The sequence below is a fragment of the Paenibacillus brevis genome (assembly GCF_018919145.1).
Taxonomy (GTDB): Bacteria; Bacillota; Bacilli; order Paenibacillales; family Paenibacillaceae; genus Fontibacillus; species Fontibacillus brevis.
The window spans coordinates 287,718-303,590 of the sequence record NZ_JAHLQJ010000001.1 but is presented as its reverse complement, the minus strand read 5'-3'; the positions used below and the strand labels follow the sequence as shown (position 1 = coordinate 303,590).

Genomic DNA, 15,873 nt, shown 5'->3' with positions numbered 1-15,873 from the left:
ACTCTTGCTCATGCTTAGAAGGACAGTCAGGAAGTGATGGCAGCATCCGCAAGCGCCAACGCGCCGGCAAGGCCGGCATTGTTACCCAGTCCTGGGGGAACGATGTAGCTTCCGATATTCTGATTAAGGCTTGGATGCTGAACATAGCCGTTCAGAAGCTGCTGAAGCTTCTCGGCGATCAATGGAAATAGCTGCGTCTGCTTCATTACGCCGCCGCCCATCACTATTTTCTCCGGGGAGAGGATTAATACGTAATTCATTAGAGCTTGTGCTAAATAGTAGGCTTCCATCTCCCATGCAGGATGGTCCGGAGGGAGGTCTGTGCCATGCTGTACGTTCCAGCGCTTCACGATCGCAGGACCCGCGGCTAGTCCTTCCAAGCAGTCCTTGTGGTAAGGGCATGTTCCATCGTACGGATCCCCTGGATGCCGGCGGACTATGATATGTCCCATCTCCGGGTGAGACAGTCCGTGAATCAGCTTGCCGCCAATAACGGCGCCTGCGCCGATGCCTGTGCCTACCGTCATATAGAGGCAGCTATCGAGCCCTTGCGCGGCACCCCAACGGGATTCGCCGAGCGCAGCGCCATTGACGTCTGTATCGAAGCCGATTGGAACATTCAACTGATCCTTAACGGCACCCACCAGATTGAAGTTGGTCCAATGCGGCTTGGGAGTAGTTGTAATATAGCCATAGGTTGGGCTGCCGGGAATCGGGTCGATCGGACCGAAGGAGCCAATCCCCATCGCATCAATGCGCTTATCTGCAAAATAGCCAAATACCATCCGCATGGTCTCATCAGGAGTTGTCGTTGGAAAGCTGGCCCGGTCCAGAACGCGGCCGTCTGCAGTTCCAATCCCGCATACGAATTTGGTTCCTCCGGCTTCTATTGCTCCTAAAGTTTTCAAAATGATCAAAACCTCCATTGAGAAGTATCACAATATAATATCTAATATTTACATCAATTGTTAAAAATGATTATACCATAGACTTAATAGCCCCCAAAGTGATTGTAGCCGCCTGATTTCTCCGGGTGCTTGATCTCCAAATTGCGAATCATATATCATCGGATTAGGAAGGGGAGGCATTACAATAGTACACCTGTCGCCCGTAGAGAAGGAATGGAGGAGGCATGCAGCATGGCTGCTCGTCGTGGAGCTGTTGAGATGGACTTTATTATTGATCAGGTGCAGCACTTATTTCAGTGCAGGGTGCTTTGGAGTGAAGGACGCCCCTGCCTTGAATACGATAGCGAAGAAGAATTGAACAGGATCGCCGAACATGTACTGGCTGAGTATGACACGGAGCTTCTGGATGTGTTTTTTACTGCAATAGCAAGTCTGCCGATGGATGAATAACAAAGGTATTCCATAATAAGGTATGATAGATTTGAACCTATCCCTATTTTTAGAAAAGGAGATTCCGATATGATACCTATTGATCTAACCGGTAAAATTGCACTGGTCACGGGTGCAGGCGGACAGCTTGGAAGGGTAATGGTCCGTACGCTGGCTGAAGCGGGGGCCGATGTGATCATTCACTACCGCAGCAGCCGGAGCAAGGCCGAGGAATTGAAGCAGGAGGTAGAGGCGCTCGGTAGCCGGGCTCTGCTGGTACAGGCGGATATTACCTCACAAGCCGAAATTAAACAGATGCGTGACGAGATTTCCGGCTTCTATGGGGAATTGCCTCATGTCGTAGTTGCGAATGCCGTGGTGCAGTATGAATGGACCTCCGTATTGGAGCAGAGTCCTGAGGATTATATCAGCCAGTTTGAGTCTTGTGTCCTACAAAATGTATATTTGGCTAAAGCATTTCTGCCGGCTATGATTGAGCGCGGGGCTGGGCGATTGATTGGGATCAACACCGAGTGTTCCATGCAGAATTTCCCGGGCCAATCCGCGTACACAGCAGGCAAACGGGGGATGGATGGCCTTTACCGGGTGCTTGCTAAAGAGGTAGGAGAACATGGCATTACCGTGAATCAAGTGGCTCCTGGCTGGACAATTAGCGATAGGGATCGCGAAGAAGGATCGGAGCTGCAGACGCAATATGAGTCTTCTGTTCCGTTGAAGCGCCGGGGAACCGATCAAGAGATTGCCAACACGGTGGTATTCCTGGCAAGTGATCTCGCTTCCTTTACAACAGGTGCCTTCATCCCGGTATGCGGCGGGAATGTAATGCCTGCAATTTAGCTTTTGCGAGCATAGTTCTAGGGAGAATGTACAATAATAGCCTCATTCTATGCGGATGTAGAGAGTTTCGCGCTTCATGGTAGTGGATATACTAAATTATGAAGACTTCGTGAATATCATTGACGTTGAGAATCGTTCGCATATAATAATTAGTATAAATAACTGTTCAGGCAGTTGAACAAAACCACATTTCAGGAGGAGAATTTAACCATGGCATTGATTGGAAAAGAAGTCCTACCTTTTAAAGCATCTGCATATCATAACGGAAATTTCATAGAGGTTAGCGACGCTGACTTCAAAGGCAAATGGAGTGTTGTTTGCTTCTATCCTGCAGACTTTACATTTGTATGCCCGACTGAATTGGAAGACCTGCAAGACCAATACGCAACCTTGAAGGATCTCGGGGTTGAAGTATATTCGGTATCGACAGACTCCCATTTCGTACACAAAGCTTGGCATGACAGCTCCGAAGCAATCGGTAAAGTTACTTATATTATGATCGGTGACCCTTCCCATACCATTTCCCGCAACTTCGACGTTCTGATCGAAGAAGATGGTATGGCGAACCGCGCGACGTTCATCATCGATCCGGACGGCGTGATCCAGACGGTTGAAATCACTGCAGACGGCATCGGTCGTGATGCAAGCACTCTGATTGACAAGATTAAGGCTGCTCAATATGTACGCAACAATCCAGGCGAAGTTTGCCCTGCTAAATGGAAAGAAGGATCTGAGACGCTGAAACCAAGTCTTGACCTCGTAGGCAAGATCTAAGGAGAGAGAAATCATGAAACTGGATGCAGAAATCAAACAGCAACTGGAGCAATATCTCCAGCTTATGGAAGGCGATATTCTGCTGAAGGTCAGTGCGCAGACGGATACCGTATCGAGGGACATGCTGGATCTTGTTGAAGAGCTCTCCAGCATGTCTAATCGAATCAAGGTGGAGCACACCACGTTGTCCAGAACACCAAGCTTTAGTGTGAACCGTCCAGGTGAGGATACTGGCGTTGTCTTTGCCGGTGTGCCTCTCGGACATGAATTCACCTCCCTGGTGCTGGCATTGCTTCAAACAAGCGGAAGACCTCCGAAGGTTGAGCAGAGCGTCATTGACCAGATCAAGAGTATCAAGGGCGAATATCGCTTCGAGACTTATGTAAGTCTATCGTGTCATAATTGTCCTGATGTTGTACAAGCCTTGAATTTGATGAGCATTTTAAATCCCGGCATTTCGAATACGATGATTGACGGGGCGGCCTTCAAGGAAGAGGTTGAAAGCAAGGAGATTCTAGCAGTTCCAACCGTATATCTGAATGGGGAAGTGTTCGGCAGCGGCCGGATGACCATTGAAGATATTCTGGCTAAGCTGGTTACCTCTGATCCGTCGGAGTTCGAGAATAAAGAGCCTTATGATGTTCTTGTTGTAGGCGGCGGTCCTGCTGGAGCAAGTGCAGCCATCTATGCAGCACGTAAAGGGATTCGTACAGGTATCGTGGCGGAGCGCTTCGGCGGACAAGTCAATGATACGCTGGGTATCGAGAATTTCATTAGCGTCAAGTATACGGAAGGCCCTAAGCTTGCTGCCAGCCTGGAAGAGCATGCAAAGGAATATGGCATCGACATCATGAAGTCACAGCGTGCGAAGCGCCTGGAGAAGAAGGACCTGATCGAGCTGGAGCTGGAAAATGGTGCGGTGCTGAAGAGCAAGACCGTCATTATCTCCACCGGTGCACGCTGGCGTAATATGGGCGTACCGGGCGAAGCCGAGTTCAAGAATAAGGGCGTTGCTTATTGCCCGCATTGTGATGGTCCGTTATTCGCAGGCAAGCCTGTAGCTGTTGTCGGCGGAGGCAACTCGGGGATTGAGGCGGCTATTGACCTGGCCGGTATCGCTTCCCATGTAACTGTGCTGGAATTCATGCCGGAATTGAAGGCTGATTCTGTACTTCAAGACCGCTTGAACAGCTTGCCGAACACCACCGTGATCAAGAATGCGCAAGTAAAAGAGGTTACCGGTACCAGCAAGGTTAACGGTGTTACTTATATCGAGCGCGAGAGCGGTGAAGAGAAGCATATCGATCTGGACGGAATCTTTGTCCAAATCGGCCTTGTTCCAAACACGGATTGGCTCGGAGACTCTCTGGAGCGTACACGTATGGGAGAGATTGTTGTTGATAAGCACGGGGCGACGACAATTCCTGGCGTATTCGCCGCAGGGGACTGCACCGATTCGGCTTACAAGCAGATCATCATTTCTATGGGATCGGGTGCAACAGCTGCACTTGGAGCCTTCGATTATATGATTCGGAACCAATAATTAATTTCATGATTCGATATAGAAAAAGGAAGACATTCCTTCCCATGTTGGGACGGTGTCTTCCTTTTTGTTATTTGCGAATATGGCTATTCAGTCTTGTAACTGTATGCCAAGGAAACCTAAGAATAGGGGATTTCATACTGCGAAAGCGAAAGTAAAAATTAAATTAAATTTAAAATAAATATTGAAATCAATCTCTGCTTCTATTACAATCCTAAATGATAATGAGTTTCAATATCAATTGGGAGAAGCGGGGGAAGATGGTCGTTATGTTGAAGTTGAGAAAAAGGTTGTTCAGCTCGATAGCACTTCTTTTAATTATTGCTGTTGTATCCGGTTGTACACCTGGAGGAGCGGCGGAAGGTGCAACGAATAACAAGGGAACCAATGCGAGTGAGAATACAGAACAGACCGCCAGCAGCAATGCGGAAGCCAGTGGTGCCGAAGATACCCGTGTGATTAAGCATGCCATGGGGGAAACGGAAATTACAGGCACGCCCAAGAAAGTCGTCACCTTGTACCAAGGGGCTACCGATGTGGTCGTCTCGCTTGGCGTAACGCCGATGGGGGTCGTAGAATCATGGGTTCAGCAGCCGGTTTATGAGTATCTGCGGGCAGATCTGGAGGGTGTACCCGTTATCGGGCAAGAAACACAACCGAATTTGGAGGAGCTTCATAAGCTGCAGCCGGATCTGATTCTCGCTACTAAGATACGTCATGAAGAAATTTATGAGCAATTATCACAGATTGCACCTACGGTGGTGACCGAAACCCTTTACGATTGGAAGGAAACGCTGGCAATGACCGGGGAAGCGATGAACATGCAGGATGAATCCGCTCAATTGCTGGCCGATTGGGAAGCGCGTGTAGCCGACTTCAAGGAGAAGATGGGCGATCGTCTGCCGATCGAAGCGACTATTACCAACTTCCGGGCAGATCAGGTGCGGATTTTCTATATGGGCTATGCCGGGAAAATACTCAAGGAGCTTGGCTTCACCAGACCGGAAGGTCATGATGATGATGCTACATGGGGAGTCATATTGGCTTCCAAGGAGAGCATTCCGGACATGAACGCCGACTTGATCTTTAATTTCAATTCGGGCACGGATACCGAGGCCATTCAGAAGAACTATGAGGATTGGACCAAGAGCAAGCTATGGACCAATCTCGATGCGGTGAAGAATGGCCAGCTTGTCCAGGTGGATGAGGTGGCATGGAATAGTGCCGGAGGTTATAAGACAGCTAACATGGTGCTTGATGATCTGTATGAATACTTTAAGCTCAATTAATCGCAGCAGGGAGGCTTGCCTTTAAAAAGGGCAGGTCTCTCCGCATTTCAATATACGAAAGAGTGAGAATATGCTGCCGCTGTTACGAGACAAATCGAAGATATGGGGACTTGTGACCCTGTTTGCCTTGCTGATTGCAGCATCTGCTGCCAGCCTGGTGCTTGGGCGCACGGAAATTACGTTCTCCACGGCCGTGGAAGCGTTCAGAAATTATAATGATGATTCTATTGAACATATTGTGCTACATACGGAAAGGCTGCCTAGAACGGTTATTGCCGGGGTGGTAGGGGCTGCCCTTGCGGTTGCTGGAGCGCTTATGCAAGCACTCACAAGAAATCCGTTGGCCTCGCCAAGTGTGTTTGGCATTAATGCCGGGGCGATCTTTTTCATTGTGTTCTCGATTGTGGTGTTATCTGTCTCTTCCTTGAACACGATGATGTGGTTCGGCTTCGCCGGGGCGGCCATAGCGGCGCTTATTGTCTATGCGCTAGGCTCACTTGGAAGGGATGGAATCACTCCGATCAAGATTGTATTGGCGGGAACGGCGATTACGGCGTTGTTCTCGTCATTTACGCAAGCAATGCTCGTTCTGAATTCAGCAGGGCTGCAGGATGTGCTATTCTGGCTTGCGGGTTCTGTCAGCGGACGGACGCTGGAGATGCTGTATCCTATGCTGCCGTATATGAGTGTGGCTGCATTGGTAGCGCTCTTCATGGGCCGGGCGATTAATTTACTCCTGACCGGTGAGGATATCGCCAAGGGAATGGGCCAAAATGTTCTGTTGGTCAAATTGCTCATGGGAGGCATCGTGGTGTTCCTGGCTGGAGGCTCCGTAGCCGTGGCCGGCTCTGTAGGGCTCGTTGGTCTTGTTGTTCCTCATGTCATGCGAGCCCTGGTCGGCAATGATTATCGCTGGCTCATCCCTTATTCGCTGTTTGGGGGAGCGGTGCTGCTGCTCTGCTCCGATGTGATTGCGCGTCTGGTTATTTTGCCGAACGAACTGCCGATTGGTGTGGTCACCGCTCTGATTGGCGGGCCGTTCTTCGTTTATATCGCGCGCAAGGGAGGGACCAAGGTATGAGAAAGACATATGTGCTCCGCAGCAAGGGGGAGAGATTTTCCTTCCTCATCGAGCGGCGGGCGGTGCTGGTCATAACGTCGCTTATGTCAGCCGTGCTGATCTGCGCTGTAGTGGGGACTAGTATAGGCAGTGATTTCATCTCTCCGCTTCAAGTGTTGTGGACGATTCTGGGACTTAATGAGGGTCAACATGACTTTGTCGTGCTGACGCTGAGACTGCCGCGGGTGCTGTTGTCCCTATTGGTAGGTGCGGCGTTGGGCATGTCCGGGGCGATTCTCCAGGGTATCATTCGCAATCCCCTGGCTTCGCCGGATGTCATCGGGATTACGGGCGGGGCAGCGGTTGCGGCAGTTGGCTTCGTGACTCTATTCGGGGGAGCCCTCAGCATCAAGCTGTTGCCGGTCTTTGCGGTCATCGGGGCCTTGGTGACCTCACTGGTCATTTATGCGTTGGCCTGGAAATCGGGGGTTACCCCCATCCGGCTGGTGCTGATCGGCATCGGGGTCTCCTCGATCACCGGAGCAGCTACGACATTCATGTTGATTCTAAGTCCTTTTTATAGCGCGGGGCAGGCTTATATCTGGCTGACAGGAAGTATCTACGGGGCAGCCTGGCGCGAAGTTTACACCATTCTACCAGTCATTCTACTCATCCTCCCGTTGTCGCTTTGGTTTTCCCGAAGTCTGAACGCTCAGGCGTTCGGCGATGATTTGGCGGCCGGGTTAGGCGTAGCGGTACAGCGTGAGCGTATGGGACTCTTATTGTGCAGCGTGTTGCTGGCGGGCTTTGCCGTATCCGTGGCAGGAACTCTTGGCTTTGTGGGACTCATTGCTCCCCATATTGCCAGGAGGCTGGTAGGAAACCTGTTCGGAAGCCTGCTGCTGGCATCGGCCACTATTGGGGCACTCCTGGTATGCGGAGCCGACTTGATTGGACGTACGGCCTTCTTGCCGCTGGATGTGCCTGCCGGAGTATTTACTGCCGGGATCGGTGCGCCGTTCTTCTTGTATTTACTATTCAAGAATAGAAATCAAATCTGATTGGGGGAGAGAAGCTTGAGCATATTGGAAGCCAAAAATCTTACGATCGCTTATGGTCCGGAGCCCGTCATCGAGGACTTGAACTTAAGGATACCGCAAGGGCAAATTACCGTTCTGATCGGCAGCAATGGCTGCGGCAAATCCACCCTGCTGCGCACCATGGCACGCTTGCAGGCGCCTCGCTCAGGCACGGTACTGCTAAGTGGAGAGGAGATTGCCAAGCTGCCGACCAAAGAGATTGCGAAGCGGATGTCGATATTGCCGCAGGGCCCGTCTGCTCCGGAAGGACTGACGGTCAATCAATTGGTCAGGCAGGGGAGATATGCCCATCAAAGCTGGCTCAAGCAATGGTCGCGTGAAGATGAACGGATGGTCCGGCTGGCGTTGGAGTCCACACGCTTGACCGAACTGGCTGAACGTCCGGTGGATGCGTTGTCGGGAGGCCAGCGGCAACGGGCTTGGATTGCCATGACGCTAGCGCAGGGGGCTGACACCTTATTGCTGGACGAACCTACAACCTATTTGGACATGAGCCACCAGATTGAAGTGCTGGACCTGCTGTTCGAATTGAACGAGAAGGAACAGCGTACCATCGTGATGGTGCTGCATGATTTGAATTTAGCCTGTCGCTACGCGCATCATGTGGTAGCTGTGAATGAGAAGTCGATATATGCTCAGGGGCAACCCGAGGATATTATTACACGCGAGCTGGTTCGGCAAGTATTTGGCATGGAATGTGAGATTACGATGGATCCGTTGTTCGGCACACCGTTATGTATTCCGCATGGAAGGGGCAGGAGCATTCATGGAGAACCACGTTATAGTCAACTCGTTGCAGCCGGAGCAATATCAGGTTCTGGCTGATAACTATCGGTTAACCCGGGAGATGGCAGAGGACCGGACCTATTGTCCACCGTTTACTGATTTGCTGGACCCCGACCAAAGCCAAGCTTACCTCCAGAAGGTAAGGCAGATCTATGAGACGGATTCATCGGTGGCTGCGGTATCAATGTTCGCCAAACGGTATGCCTACTTAGTCATCGCTGCCAATCTGTATGCCATATCCTATTTCAACAAGGGCTATAACCTGGAGCTGGAGAACGGAGAGATGGAATCTGAGTATCACGGCGGAGCTTGGCTGCCCAAGGCGCGGCTGAAGGATTGGACGATGACGGAGCCTGCAGCCGGACGGCGTTCAGAGTGGCGGGACGAAGTGCTTGAACGCATGTTTGCCGGGAACCTGTCGCGGGTGTGGAGTGCTCTGGCCAAGCTTGCCAAGGTGCCAAAAACAATCTTGTGGGAGAACACAGCAATCTATGTTTATTGGCTATATGAGAAAAATTTTGGGAAGGAAGTCACTTTGGAGCAGAAGCAGCGGCTGGAGGAGGACTACCATTACTTGCTGCATGCCGCACCGGCCCATCTGTTTGGAGAGAGGCGAAATCCTCTGATGCAGTTCAACAGCCCCAAGGTGGCAAGAACCGGCTACGAGCAGCCGCTAAGAGTACGCAAAACCTGCTGTTTCTACTATATAACCTCAGATAAACAGGAAGACTATTGCTCAACCTGCCCTAAGCGAACCTCTTGACCGATGATATTGAAGGGATATCCATAAAAAACCGAACTATGACGAAACTCTAAAGTAGAATTTCGTAGATAGTTCGGTTTTTCTTTACCTGTTACGATAAAGCTGGGTTCCTCCAGAATCCGGTTCGAGAGGACTATGACTGATTATAGAGCGGTCAGAAGAAAAAAAGATAATTGAGCGATAGAACCGAATTCATTCACATGCGGATATATAAGTGAAGGGAGGGGAGAGCGTGGCAACAGAGAGGCAAGTTGTCGAACAACTGGTACATGATTACGGCACCCGGTTATACACCTTCTGCCGAAGGCTGGCTTTTACTCCGGGAGATGCGGATGATTTGTACCAGCAAACCTATCTTCGCATTCTTGATATGAAGGGGACCTTGGATTTATCCCATAATCCGGCTGGGTTTCTGATGTCGGTAGCCACCAGGTTATGGTCGGATGAACGGAGAAAATTTGCCCGGAGACAAAGAATTGCTCCCTTGCACTACAATCATGCTCAAGTGAATGAAGTGCCTGATGAGAAGTCCACGGAAAGAATGGTAGAACAGCAGCAAACTCAGATTGAGCTTCGGGAGGCGGTGCAGCAATTATCCGATGTCTTGCGAGTCCCCGTGCTGCTCTATTACATGGCAGACATGTCTGTTCAGGATATTTCGAGCGCGCTGCGCATTCCTCAAGGCACTGTCAAGAGCCGGTTGCATCAAGCGCGTCAGAAACTCAAATTGAGATTGGAGGAATCAGGTTATGACGGATGACGAGAAGTTAGATGGATTACTCCGTATGTCTCTGACGGAAGAAGAAATTCCGCCTCCAGCCGTTCAGGCGGTTCTCCTAGAGCAAATTCGCCGGCAACCCGCCAAGCGGGAGATATCCTGGTGGTTGCCGACTTTGATCGGAGGATTGCAGACGATTACCCTGGTCGCCGGCGTAAATTTTATTTTTCCAAATTCCTGGCTGTCTTTGCTATCGCTGCCGACCGGAGCCTGCTTTATTCTTTGTTCGGTGACATTATCAGCAGCGGCTCAGGTATGGACCAGAAAGGAGCGTAATGTCTATGTCGTGGATAAGTTATGAGCAAATGTGGATTGGAATAGGCGCTGTGTTACTGTTGGTGCTAGGGTGTTGGGCTTGTTTGGGAGTATGGACGTATCGAGATGCCAAGGCACGCAGCCTTGATGCCAGAATATGGACTGTTATTGTGGTTCTAGTGCCTAATCTGATGGGTCTGCTGCTCTACTTTCTGATTGGCCGCAGGCAGCAAAGAGTACGATGCGCTTCATGTGGAGGCCAGACGGAGCCCGGCAAACACTACTGCTCGAATTGTGGCGTCTCCTTAGTTCAACCGGGTATGACCGTGCCTTCAGATGCGAAGCACAGCAAGAAGCCGCTGATCGCCGCACTGGTAGGTATGATCTTAACCAGTCTGCTAGTGCTCGGGATCGTCTTCGGAAGTCTCTATAGTGCTCAGCCTGAAATGTTTGCGGCCAAGAATGTTTCGATCGGACAGACGCAAACGACATGGCCGGGGTTATGGAAACTGTCTTTCTGGTATTTTGACGGTGAAAAGGTTCAGGCTATAAATATCAAGCAGGGAGAACCCCGTCAGATCACGCTGGACACCGAAATTAAGAAAGGCACGGTCGAAGCGGCTATATCCCTAGACGGCAAAGAGCAGAAGCGACTCCTGCTGAATGACCTGGATACGCCTTATATTTGGGATGTAAGTGACCTCCCCGATTCGGGCAGGATAACGCTGCATCTGTATGCCGATGAGGCCAGAGGCAAAGTGAATATGGATTGGCGCTAAAAATAAAGCTCCCCGACTCAGCAAATAAGCTGGGTCGGGGAGCTTTTGCATAGTAAAGTATTGAAATGAAGCTATGGATCATGTAATATATGATAATGATAATCGTTATCATTTACATTAATCAATGATAAAGAGATAGACAGGAGGTGAATCTTTGAGTGTGATTGACGCCAAAAAAAGAGAGAAGGGTCGTCTTTATTATACGATCATTTGTGGTTTGATCGGGTCGATTATGGTATCCGCCGTATTTTCCGTTTCTATCGGGCAGGTACATATTCCGTTCACGCAATCTATGAACATCATGCTGCATACGTTAACCCACGGTTATCTGGGATCGATTGACCAGATCGATAGCGAGTCTTACTTGAACATTATTATGCAAGTGAGAATGCCTCGCGTCTTGTTCGCCTTGCTCATTGGTATGGGGTTGTCTTTGTGTGGAGCGATTATGCAGGCGATTGTCCAAAATCCGCTTGCCGATCCTTATATTCTCGGCATTTCGTCAGGGGCATCGCTGGGAGCTACATTTGCCATCTTGATCGGATTCGGCAGCGGCGCAATGCTGGCGCAGCTAGGCGTTGCGTTTGGGGCATTTGTCGGTGCGATGATTACTTCAGTAGCCGTGCTGGTGCTATCAAGTATCGGGGGCAAAGCGACCTCGGTAAAGCTGGTCTTGTCGGGGGTTGTCATCGGAGCGCTGTGCGGTTCCTTCTCGAGCCTGATTATTTATTTTGCCAACAATGCCGAGGGCATCAAAACGGTGACCTTCTGGTCCATGGGTAGTCTGGCGTCAGCAAGCTGGCAGAAGGCTCCCGTGCTGGCAGTAGTCGTTCTAGTGGGCTGCCTTGTGTTTCTGTTCCAGCATCGGGTACTCAACACCATGCTGGTGGGTGACGAGTCGGCCATTACGCTTGGCATTAACCTTAGTGTCTATCGCAAGCTGTATATGATTGTGACGGCCCTGATCACAGGAACAATGGTTGCCTATGCCGGAATGATCGGTTTTGTAGGCTTGATTGTGCCCCATATTTCGAGGGGGCTGTTCGGCGCGGATCACAAGCGTCTTATGCCGGGCACGTTATTGCTTGGCGGGTTGTTCCTGATCTGGTCCGATATTTTGTCCAGAACGCTGATCACCAATGTGGAGTTGCCTATCGGTATCATTACATCGGTAATAGGTTCACCGCTATTTATTTATATGATTGTGAAAAAAGGCTACAATTTCGGAGGCTAAATAAATGGAATTGAGCGCACAAGGAATGGGCGTCAGTATCGGCAAGAAAGAGATTGTGAGAAACGTCTCGGTTCTGGTGAAGAAACGTCAGTTCGTAGGCCTGATCGGTCCAAATGGTTGCGGGAAATCAACGCTGCTTAAGAGCATTTACAAGAGCATCGTTCCCCAGAGCGGCGCAGTCCATTTAGGCGACATGGATATTCTGAACACCACGGAGAAAAAGGTGTCCCGCCGCTTGGGCGTCGTAGGGCAATTCAATGAAATGAATTTTGATCTGAGTGTACACCAGATGGTGATGCTGGGACGCACCCCCCATAAGAAACTGCTAGAGTCGGATAAACAAGAGGACTATGACATTGTGGAGGATGCGCTCGCCAGAACGAATCTGCTCCATTACAAGGATCGCAGTTATTTGTCGCTATCCGGCGGTGAGAAGCAGCGGGTTATCCTGGCCAGAACGATTGCCCAGCAGCCGCAATTCATGGTTCTGGACGAGCCCACGAATCACTTGGATATCCGCTATCAGCTAGAGATTCTATCCTGTGTCAAGGAATTGAATATCGGGGTGCTGGCGGCCCTGCACGACCTGGAGATGGCCGCGTATTACTGCGACTACATTTATGCCGTCAAGCAGGGGGAAATCCATGCCCACGGAACACCGGAGCAGGTATTGACGCCGGAGACCATCGAATCGTTGTATCAAGTCAAATGCCAAACCTACATCAACCCGGTCACACATGGATTGGGCTTTGCTTATGGCATTTAAAGAATATTTTAAGAACACTACGAACATTTTAAGGGGAGAAACTTCAATATGAAGAAGAAATTAGCGATGAAAAATAGATTCATCATGGCAAGTGCTGCATTAACGTTGGCTTTGGCTTTGAGCGCTTGCGGAAATACGGCTGAACAGGCACAACAATCCGAGACACCGGCCCCGGAGGCCAGTAAATATCCGATCACCATCCAGAATTTTGCCAAGGCTGAGGGTGGAACGGAGTGGGAACCTAAGGAGCAGGTATTCGACAAAGCTCCTGAACGCGTAATGGCGAACACAAGGCCAGCTGCTGAACTGCTGCTGCATCTGGGACTGGGTGACAAAATCGTTGGAGTCGGGGCCAACTTCGGAGCTCCTGACACGACGGTAGAAGAGGAATATAGCAAGCTGAACATTCTCGCGGATGAATATGTTGGCAAGGAGGTCACCCTGGGGACGAACCCGGATCTGGTCTATGGCCGGGGCGGGCTGTTCGATAATGCCGATTGGGGCGTAGGAACGGTTGATTCCCTGAATGAACTCGGCATCAAGACGTATGTATGGGAATCATCGGTGACCGGAGGAAGTTATGCTTCAATTTATAAGGATATCGAAAACCTTGGGAAAATATTCGATGTGGAGGACAAAGCCGCTGCTTTTGCCAAGCAATTGAAGGACCGTCAGGAGGAGATTGCCTCCCGCTTGTCCAGTATTACGGAGCAGAAGACATTTGCTTATTTGCATATGAGCGATCCGAATGAGGTTTATGTATATGCAGCCCAGAAGGAGACCTTCTTTAATGACTCGTTCAATATGGTCAAGCTGGATAATATCTTCAAGGAAACCCCTGGAGAGGTCACTGTGGAAAGTCTCATCGACGCCGACCCTGACGTATTGATTATTCCGGACTGGACGGGGGATGACAGTACCGGTGCCCAGGTGCTCAAGGATGCGCTCTACAGTAATCCGAAGCTGTCTAGCATGAAAGCAATCAAGAATAAGCAGATTTTTGCGGTTGATTACAACTATATGTTCGGATACAGCTACAACACGATTGACGGCATGGAGAAGCTAGCCCGTGAGATGTACCCGGATTTATTTAAATAAAAGTCCGTATACAACAGATTTCTGATCAACAAAAAGCGCGAAGGCCGTGGCCCTCGCGCTTTCATCTTGTTAGGCCAATCGGTCTATTTGAGCTAGGACAAAGGAATCCTTTTCCCGTCCGATAGGGCTATAAGGTTGAATGTAAATCTATGGCAGTCTTATACTGAATAAAATTAGACCAGAAATTATGGAGGAACGTAGATGAGCGAGGATGTTGCAGTTGGTTGGGACGCGATCGAAGAGCAAATGAAGCGTTTATACGGAGAACAGGAGCCTAAGCATTACGGTACTTCACTCCCCTATCAGCTTGGAGGAAATGACCCGCTGGACGGTCTTAGCGCCTATAAAGCCACCAACCCGGTTCCGCATTGGCATATCGTCACTTTTGGTTTCTCTGAGCTGTATGCCAAGGAATCCGAGGATACGACTTACAGCGGCTACGGATTTGAGCTTACCTTTCGTGTAGCCAGGCAAGAAGATGAGGAACAACCTCCGATGTGGGCGCTGAATCTGCTGCAAAATATGGGACGATACGTCTTTAACAGTGGAAATATCTTTGTGGGCGGTGACTATATGGATGCTAATGGGCCTATCTGCCTGGGAGCGGACACGCTGTTAACGGCGTTGGCCTTCACAGAAGACCCTGAGCTTCCGGCTGTACATACTCCCAACGGCAGAGTGGAATTCCTGCAAATGGTCGGTATCTCCGGAGATGAGCTTGAGGCGATGAAAACCTGGAGCACCACAGGTCTGCTGGAAGCAGGGCAGTCCGTCATTCCGGGGTATGTCACCGACTTGTCTCGGGATTCCATGCTGCAAATTCCTGCTATTGCCGAGGCCGTAGAGCAAGGGATTGAGCGAGATGGCTCCAATACGGGATTCCTGTTTGTCGACCAACTGGCCTTTGAGCCTGGCAAGAAGAAGTTGTTCGGCAAGACGCCAGCCAAGCTGACCCTGGGAGCCAAGCAGGCTGAGACGGTAGGCAAGCTGCTGCGGGGACGACTGCTAAAAGACAAGGACTTAACCTTGGCCAGCCGCGATTGCCAAATTATTCTGGAGTCGAACGAAGCAACTTCCTGCGAAATGGGTGAGGAGGCGGTCCGACTACATCTGAGTCCGGCGGTCTCCATGGAACTGTCCCAGAAGCTTCAGGCCAAAGAAGGGGCCATCGAGATATCCTCTTACGACGGGTTAATTATTCAAATCGTGAAAACTTATATTAAGGATCAGGAAGGAAATGTGGTCTCGACGGTTGGCTAAGCCGTACAATAGCTGCCTCTTGTCGACTACAGAAATGGAATATCGGGTTTTGCAGGAGCGGAGGATGGGGATTGAGAGATCACATTAAAGGCGGAAATGTCTACTTTGGAGCACGGTTCTTCCGTGCCGTATCCTGCATCGGGATGTGGAATGGGTTAGTGCAATACTCACGATTTGCAAGTATTACATCATT

General features: G+C 50.2%; 17 protein-coding genes. 16 read left to right on the top strand and 1 reads right to left on the bottom strand.

Going from position 1 to position 15,873, the window contains the following annotated elements; genetic code table 11:
• Nucleotides 1-26: 26 nt before the first annotated feature.
• Complete coding sequence (locus tag KQJ23_RS01345; RefSeq protein ID WP_283571139.1) at nt 27-908, bottom strand: ROK family protein; 882 nt, start codon at nt 906-908, stop codon at nt 27-29.
• Between the two features lie 231 nt (nt 909-1,139).
• Here KQJ23_RS01345 and KQJ23_RS01340 point away from each other — a divergent pair, with 231 nt between their 5' ends.
• The 16 genes from KQJ23_RS01340 (at nt 1,140) to KQJ23_RS01265 (ending at nt 15,680) form a co-directional block, all read left to right on the top strand.
• Nucleotides 1,140-1,358, top strand: coding sequence for a hypothetical protein (locus KQJ23_RS01340; protein ID WP_216476823.1), 219 nt, complete (start codon nt 1,140-1,142; stop codon nt 1,356-1,358).
• 69 nt (nt 1,359-1,427) lie between these two features.
• Nucleotides 1,428-2,195, top strand: coding sequence for an SDR family NAD(P)-dependent oxidoreductase (locus tag KQJ23_RS01335; RefSeq protein ID WP_249529414.1), 768 nt, complete (start codon nt 1,428-1,430; stop codon nt 2,193-2,195).
• Between the two features lie 210 nt (nt 2,196-2,405).
• A complete protein-coding gene (gene ahpC, locus KQJ23_RS01330) occupies nt 2,406-2,969 on the top strand; it encodes an alkyl hydroperoxide reductase subunit C (protein WP_216476822.1) in 564 nt (187 codons plus the stop codon).
• A 13-nt stretch (nt 2,970-2,982) separates the two neighbouring features.
• Entirely contained in the window at nt 2,983-4,512 is a 1,530-nt protein-coding gene (gene ahpF, locus KQJ23_RS01325; protein ID WP_216476821.1) for an alkyl hydroperoxide reductase subunit F, read from the top strand.
• Between the two features lie 269 nt (nt 4,513-4,781).
• Complete coding sequence (locus tag KQJ23_RS01320; protein ID WP_216476820.1) at nt 4,782-5,801, top strand: ABC transporter substrate-binding protein; 1,020 nt, start codon at nt 4,782-4,784, stop codon at nt 5,799-5,801.
• A gap of 70 nt (nt 5,802-5,871) precedes the next feature.
• Entirely contained in the window at nt 5,872-6,882 is a 1,011-nt protein-coding gene (locus KQJ23_RS01315) for a FecCD family ABC transporter permease (RefSeq protein ID WP_216476818.1), read from the top strand.
• Nucleotides 6,879-7,922, top strand: a complete 1,044-nt coding sequence (locus KQJ23_RS01310) for a FecCD family ABC transporter permease (protein ID WP_216476816.1) — start codon at nt 6,879-6,881, stop codon at nt 7,920-7,922. Before KQJ23_RS01315 ends, KQJ23_RS01310 begins: the two co-directional genes overlap by 4 nt.
• A gap of 15 nt (nt 7,923-7,937) precedes the next feature.
• Entirely contained in the window at nt 7,938-8,786 is an 849-nt protein-coding gene (locus KQJ23_RS01305) for an ABC transporter ATP-binding protein (protein WP_216476814.1), read from the top strand.
• Nucleotides 8,728-9,510 (top strand): IucA/IucC family C-terminal-domain containing protein, encoded by a 783-nt coding sequence (locus KQJ23_RS01300; RefSeq protein ID WP_216476812.1) that lies wholly within the window; start codon nt 8,728-8,730, stop codon nt 9,508-9,510. Before KQJ23_RS01305 ends, KQJ23_RS01300 begins: the two co-directional genes overlap by 59 nt.
• A 232-nt stretch (nt 9,511-9,742) precedes the next feature.
• Nucleotides 9,743-10,270, top strand: a complete 528-nt coding sequence (locus tag KQJ23_RS01295; RefSeq protein WP_216476809.1) for an RNA polymerase sigma factor — start codon at nt 9,743-9,745, stop codon at nt 10,268-10,270.
• Nucleotides 10,260-10,589 carry a hypothetical protein gene (locus KQJ23_RS01290; RefSeq protein ID WP_216476807.1) on the top strand — a complete coding sequence of 110 codons (330 nt, stop codon included), beginning with the start codon at nt 10,260-10,262 and terminating at the stop codon, nt 10,587-10,589. The genes KQJ23_RS01295 and KQJ23_RS01290 overlap by 11 nt, the downstream gene beginning before the upstream one ends.
• A gap of 58 nt (nt 10,590-10,647) precedes the next feature.
• A complete protein-coding gene (locus KQJ23_RS01285) occupies nt 10,648-11,322 on the top strand; it encodes a hypothetical protein (protein WP_216476806.1) in 675 nt (224 codons plus the stop codon).
• Nucleotides 11,323-11,554: 232 nt separating this feature from the next.
• A complete protein-coding gene (locus KQJ23_RS01280) occupies nt 11,555-12,556 on the top strand; it encodes a FecCD family ABC transporter permease (RefSeq protein WP_249529441.1) in 1,002 nt (333 codons plus the stop codon).
• A gap of 4 nt (nt 12,557-12,560) precedes the next feature.
• Nucleotides 12,561-13,322, top strand: a complete 762-nt coding sequence (locus KQJ23_RS01275) for an ABC transporter ATP-binding protein (RefSeq protein ID WP_216476804.1) — start codon at nt 12,561-12,563, stop codon at nt 13,320-13,322.
• A gap of 48 nt (nt 13,323-13,370) precedes the next feature.
• Complete coding sequence (locus KQJ23_RS01270; RefSeq protein WP_430522269.1) at nt 13,371-14,420, top strand: ABC transporter substrate-binding protein; 1,050 nt, start codon at nt 13,371-13,373, stop codon at nt 14,418-14,420.
• A gap of 201 nt (nt 14,421-14,621) precedes the next feature.
• Nucleotides 14,622-15,680 carry a suppressor of fused domain protein gene (locus tag KQJ23_RS01265; protein ID WP_216476802.1) on the top strand — a complete coding sequence of 353 codons (1,059 nt, stop codon included), beginning with the start codon at nt 14,622-14,624 and terminating at the stop codon, nt 15,678-15,680.
• The last annotated feature ends 193 nt before the right edge of the window (nt 15,681-15,873 follow it).